This is a genomic window from Cupriavidus sp. 8B (assembly GCF_054589115.1).
This window is the reverse complement of the sequence record NZ_BAAILO010000262.1, coordinates 1-5,567: the sequence shown is the minus strand read 5'-3', so window position 1 is coordinate 5,567 and position 5,567 is coordinate 1. Positions and strand designations below refer to the sequence as shown.

Annotated in this window: 4 protein-coding genes and 4 pseudogenes; 3 read left to right on the top strand and 5 right to left on the bottom strand. The window is 59.9% G+C overall.

Annotated features, from left to right (window positions below; all coding sequences use genetic code 11):
* Positions 1-300, bottom strand: a 300-nt coding sequence (locus tag ACYP5B_RS26090) for a hypothetical protein (RefSeq protein ID WP_459571631.1), incomplete at its 3' end; no start/stop codon positions are given.
* A gap of 71 nt (positions 301-371) precedes the next feature.
* Between ACYP5B_RS26090 and ACYP5B_RS26085 the strand changes: the two genes are divergently transcribed.
* On the top strand, positions 372-653 hold the full coding sequence (locus ACYP5B_RS26085) for a hypothetical protein (protein ID WP_459571630.1): 282 nt from the start codon (positions 372-374) through the stop codon (positions 651-653).
* Between the two features lie 187 nt (positions 654-840).
* Here the strand turns inward: ACYP5B_RS26085 and ACYP5B_RS26080 are convergent, their stop codons facing one another.
* The gene (locus ACYP5B_RS26080) at positions 841-1,377 is read right to left on the bottom strand and encodes a hypothetical protein (protein WP_459571629.1); all 537 of its coding nucleotides are present in this window, start codon (positions 1,375-1,377) and stop codon (positions 841-843) included.
* Between the two features lie 423 nt (positions 1,378-1,800).
* On the opposite strand from ACYP5B_RS26080, the pseudogene ACYP5B_RS26075 reads away from it, so the two are divergent.
* A pseudogene (locus tag ACYP5B_RS26075) lies at positions 1,801-2,127 on the top strand (DNA-binding protein); the annotation flags it as partial.
* 327 nt (positions 2,128-2,454) lie between these two features.
* Here the strand turns inward: ACYP5B_RS26075 and ACYP5B_RS26070 are convergent.
* Positions 2,455-4,775, bottom strand: a pseudogene (locus ACYP5B_RS26070) (Tn3 family transposase); the annotation flags it as partial.
* Between the two features lie 93 nt (positions 4,776-4,868).
* The gene (locus ACYP5B_RS26065; protein ID WP_459571628.1) at positions 4,869-5,009 is read right to left on the bottom strand and encodes a hypothetical protein; all 141 of its coding nucleotides are present in this window, start codon (positions 5,007-5,009) and stop codon (positions 4,869-4,871) included.
* Positions 5,010-5,062: 53 nt separating this feature from the next.
* Here ACYP5B_RS26065 and ACYP5B_RS26060 point away from each other — a divergent pair.
* Positions 5,063-5,188 (top strand): annotated as a pseudogene (locus ACYP5B_RS26060) (sigma factor-like helix-turn-helix DNA-binding protein); the annotation flags it as partial.
* Between the two features lie 63 nt (positions 5,189-5,251).
* Here ACYP5B_RS26060 and ACYP5B_RS26055 read toward each other — a convergent pair.
* Positions 5,252-5,567 (bottom strand): annotated as a pseudogene (locus ACYP5B_RS26055) (hypothetical protein); the annotation flags it as partial.

The following is a 5,567-nucleotide window of genomic DNA, read 5'->3' as shown; positions in this document are numbered from 1 at the left end:
CTGGAAGATCTGCTGGCCGAGGAAGGTGCGGCCGAAACCGAAGCCGATCCGCAGGCTACCCCTCCTGTCCGGAAGAAAGCGGTACGCAAGCCGTTGGCTTTCGGGTCTTTCGTCCCATTTGAAATTGATCTGTGGCCACTGCTCAGCAGGCAGGCCAAGATACTGTTCCGATTCCGAGGAGATTGCAGCCCGTTGAGCAATGTCCTTGCGGGCTTGCTCGAGGTCTTCACCGTCCAAAACGGCAAGCATCTCTTCCCACGTTGTAGGTTGGGGGGCGCTGAGTTCGTCAGGTGCTGCCATCTCTGTAAATTGGTCGAGTCTGAAAACGACAAGAGGAACCCGGATTATCGCAGGGGGCGTCCCGATCGGGTATGCCTGTCAAACGAGAAAACATGCTCGGCGGGGTGCTCATCGCACCGGCCGACGAGGCGTTTAGGAAATTCCCGCCGGCCGTCTTCAAGATGAACCGTTTCTCCACAGACGGGGCAGTTGCCAGAGTAGCGAACCAACCGGATGACTCTGATGTGGTTGCCTTCGTCATCCCGCTCCTTTGCTGCCTCCAATTGGACGCCTCGCTCGCTGAAGGAAACCAGGATGTCCGGAGCCATGATGATTCGCAAATCAATCAGGCGCCAGAATGGCCTCAGAAGTGACCCCGCCACCCAGCCGACCATGGCAGCGAGCAGCAGCAAGGTGGTGACACCCCCAATTGGGAGGGATTCCCATCCAGTGGTGAGTACCACCCAGAGCCAGGCTAGGACGATTCCAAAAATCACAAGTCCACCAAGGCCATACCCCAGAAACGCCTTCCGACGCCATCCTTTCAAGGCGAAGCCAGCTTCAACCACTGGTTGCCGGCTTCAGTCTCAGGTCCCGGGCGTACATGATGGTGTCTGGCGTAGTGGATGACACGGCCTCCTCAGTCTCTGGAACCGGGAGAAAGACGATTCCAAATGAGGAGCTATTGCCGGCTCCGCCGGCACCTTGCGTCTTCTTGGGCCAGGCGTAGACGGTCAATCCCGCTTGCTTGGCAGTGTCTTGCACCCCAGCTTCCCACTCTTCCAGGCGACTTTCCAACTCTCCCCAGACCTTGGCAAGCCATCCTGTGGCTCTCTCCGGGGCGACTTGGTGGCCCGCCATTTCGGCGATTTGCCGCGAGCTGTAGACCGTTATCTTCTTGCCGTCTGCCAGACGTTGAAGCGAGTCCTCTGTGAGCGCTTTGGCGACTTTCTGCGCCCGTGTTTCCCGCTCCTGCCGTTTGAAGAAGGCCAGAAACGCATCGAGAGCGGCGCTCTCGTCCGCCGAGGCTTCATTTGCTGGGCTTGTCTCGCTCTCTTGGATGTTGTTGATTTCTAAAGAGATATTTCCGTGCGACACAGTTAGTTCCGCTGTTGGTGACTGTTTCCTCGGGGCGCCGCTGACTAGGCTGGCCTCACTTTCAACCAGGAGGTCATATGTTTCAGCGAGACGGAGTATGGACGTTTTCCATCCACGGCGTGTTGGTGTTTGTGCGGGAATTGCCCAGAAACAACATCACGGTCTATCACCAAATCTGCGCCCCACTCCGGAAGCTAGTCGAGCCCATCTGTACCGGGCGAGGGTACTGGCGGAGCGAGTACAGGAACTGGCTTGTGTTCGAGCAGTTTAAGGGCCTGGTCTTGGATGAACTGGGCCAGATTGCTCTGCGCTGAGGCTAGGAGAAGGGCAGCCAGGAATGGCATTCCTGGTTGCCCATACTCATCCTTCCGGGGGGTGCCCCTATGTGGCTCGTCAAGCATTGGAGGGCGAATCCCGGCCGACCCTCAGACCCGCGCGCTTTACCGGGAGGTCTGCGCCTTGCTCTTTTTCAGGTATGGCATCACTCCCACCGCAAACAAGCTCTACGGCCTGGTGCGCAAGGGCAGCATGGGCACGCCAACCGAGGTGCTGGCGCAGTTCTGGGCGGACCTGCGCGGCAAGATGCGCGTCACCATCGACCAGCCCGGGCTGCCGGATGCGCTCAAGCAAATCGCGGCGGATGCCGTGCAGGCGATCTGGCAGGCCGCCAACGAGGCGGCCACCGGCGAGCTGGCCGCCTTGCGGGCCGAAGCGCGGCTGCAGGCGAGCGAGGCGGAAGCGCAGCGCGACCAGGTATCCCTTTGTTTTCGATGCAATTTACCGGGATAGCTACCCCAAGCATTCATGCGGGTTTCCGGCTGATGCCTGAAAGATATCCCCATAAAATCAATCACTTGCTGACTGGTCCGTTTTCCGCATCCACAGATACCGATCTGTAGCATGGGCGTGGCGGTAGGGAAAGGCGGTCAGCCTCCGAAAAGCCGAGTCGGAGCCGACGAGCGGATGACGCCAAGCGCTCGGCGGTCAGGGGATGCATGTCGCCGGTGTGACTATTGCGGACCCAAAAGTATCAGTTCTCTGGTACAGCCCTCTGAGCCGCTTTCAAAGCAAAAACGGTTACGCCGTACGCCACTGCGAAGATGAGTCGGACTGGAACGCCGCGGTGGGCATGAGCCGATGCGCATAGCGCGCGATGGGAAACTCAAAAGTGCCCCGCAGATTGATTCCCTCGAGATGGGTCGGACCGATATGCCGAAGGTCCGCAGATCGAGTCGTCTCGCTGCTGATTCTCTCGAGGACGTCCCAGCTGCGTTGCATGTGCATCGTATTCCAAGCCATTACTGAATTGGATGCAAGGTCAAGGCCGATGACACTGCCGCCAACGACGCGTCATGGCGCGCCAGCTCGATCGGAATCTTGCCGGAGTGGATCGCCCGCTGGAGAATGTGCACCGCTTCACCGCGGTTCAGCGCGTGCTGCATCTCATGGCGAAATGCGGTATTCGTGAAATAGTCGATCAGGAAGATCGTACGAAACAACCGTCCGAGATGCATGCCGGCCTCATAGACGAGTTGTCCACGCACCGCCACTCCAAAGCGCGTGAGTGCCTGGACTGCAGTGCATTGCCCGCTTTGCACGGATGCCGCAATCCGCACCAGCTCGTCCCAGGCGCACTCAATGAGGCTCAGTCGAACATCTGCATCGGTGACGGCAGCCAGTTCGCTAGGCACATCATAGTGCCTGGGAACATGCAGACGTCTGTCGCGCAGGTGGGACATTCGCGGACAGAGATCGAAGCCCAACAGCCGTGACAGACTCATCGCGAAGTCTGTAAAGCCGTGCGTATCCACTGCAAGTTGCGCTACGTCTTCCGAACCGCCTTGTCGGATCACGCCCTCGATCGCTGCACCGGCTTGGCGCTCATTGAGCAAAATTGGCTGGTCATAGAAGATGCCCCACCGATCGCGAACGTGAGTGTACATCCCGATTGAGGCAGTCCGCCGGCGCGGGTCGGCCCGCGCTTTCCAGACAGAGCGTGTCGTTTCCAACGACATCATGTCTGACGAGGCCAGATCGGAGCGCCCCCAATGCTGGGCAATCGGGTGCTGATGCATGAAGGTCAGCACGGCTTCAGCCGCGTGGCGCAGCTTCCGTTCGTCCGCAATGCGATGCATCATCTGCCGGATCGCGGGAGGCGACAACGCCGGCACCATTCGGGCGAGATCCGCCGCTGACATCGATGTGCCGTGCGCGAGTATCGCTGCGTAGACCAATAGCAATTCGCTACGGGAATGAGGCTCTCTTCCCAGCAAGCGCCAACTAAAGTGCGTGGCGCTGTCGATCTCGAGCAGGATCTCAGGCAACTGACCGCCTGGGCGCCTCTCGAACAGTGCGCCTCGCAATGTCTCCACATTCGCGGGCATGGCGCTTGCGACCAAGGGTTCGACGTGGATCGCATCATCAATCTTGAGTTTCCCACATACGACAGCGTCCTGCAGCTTGGCGAGGCTTTCGTCCAGATGCGCGATCGCAGGCGCCAAAAATGCCTGACCATCCTGTGGCAGCTTGAGATGGCCATAGAAATGGTTGCGTTTGGCCTTCCAATCGCTGGCGCCGATCAAGAGGGCCGCTTGGCTTCGAAAGGCAAAGCTGTGCTCAAGGAAGACTGAGCCGTTGCGCAGTGACACCCGTAGGGCGAATAGCGTGCCCTATTCGAAAGCGGCCAGGGCCCGCTGACGGTCCTGTCCCTCCAGAGCGGGTTGCCAGGCGCGGCCAAGTCGAATCGTGACTTGGTCGGGAAGATGATCGGACTTCCGCGCGTAGAGTTGCTGGAGCACTGCCAACGCTTCAGTCACCGGGTGTGCTGACAGGGCGGAGAATGGCAGCAGAACCAACCTGCCGAGCAACGCCCGAGGCTGGCGGTGTCGCGACAGGAGTTGCGCGCGGATCAGATTGGCACGGCTGGGCGCACGCCGGTTAAGCGCCGCGTCGGCCAGCGCCAACAGCTGCTGGCAGAGTGCTTCACGGGTTAGCATCTCATCCGCGGCCAGCGCTTTGACCGCGGTCGCGAACTCTCGCATCTGGGTGCCAGGGTCCGGTCGGCCAGCCTCAATCAGGCGCCGAACGTCATTCACGGACTTCTGGATCCAGTGTCGCAACATGGTCGCCAGATGATCCGTGGCGGCGCATAAAGCGTAACGGAGAAGGCAAGCAGCTTCCAATCGGCGGTGTTGCTGCGCAACTCGTTTGCTTACTGATGGCGGACGATTGGCACAACGCCTGGCATAGTAGCGTATCAGCGCTTCATTGCACGCCGCTGGCCAGTTTCGGTGAATGCCCATCTTGTAAAGGAGTTCGACCTTGTCGAACAATTCCCCCAACTGATGGGTCGAGGTTCGCAACGGGACGGTCCAAAGCCATTGCTGCAGGCTCGTGTGATTGCGTATTTCGGGGCGCGTGATCGGCGATTTCGGCGCAACGTGATCACCTGTTTCGGCCGGAAGATGATCGCCGGTTTCGGCTGAACGTGATCACTTGGCGGTGACGCCGAAATCAGTGATCACGATCCCGAAACGAGTGATCACGTTGCCGAAATAGGTGATCAAGCAGCCGAAACGGGTGATCATGCGCCGAGATGGCGCCGGGCAAGGGCTGGGGGTGGTACTGCGCATGGGCTAGATCGCCGGCGATACGCTGTTTCCTTTTTTTGCAAGGAAGCAAGCTGATGCCGGCCAACCGGATGACCATGCGCAAGATCAAGGAAGTGCTTCGCCTGAAGTGGGCGTGTGGCCTGTCGCACCGGCAGATTGCCAGGGCAACGGGTGTGAGTGTTGGCGCTGTCTCGCAGTACGGTAAGCGTCAGCGGAACCCATCCGTAATGGACTTGACAGCTTCCTCTGTTCGTGAATGACGGCTACAGATCGACCACTTTACGCAGGAGCGCGAAGGAGACCCGCCAGTGGCCTTCGTCGGGATTGCACTGTACGGACGCTGTCTTCTGGTTGACACGCACGACGGTGCCGATGCGCTCGTGCAGGTGCTGGTCGGTAAAAGCCACCGTGTCACCGACCATGAAGTCAGCACGCTGCGCACGGGGCGGTGGCGGTGGGTCGTGCGGTGGCGATTGGGCCGCTGCGGTGGCATCGGCGATGACCGCGGCATAGGGCAAGGCCCAGCGCCGGCGCGTAGCGGTATCCTCGACCACGGCCTGGGTCTGCCGAAGTTCGAGG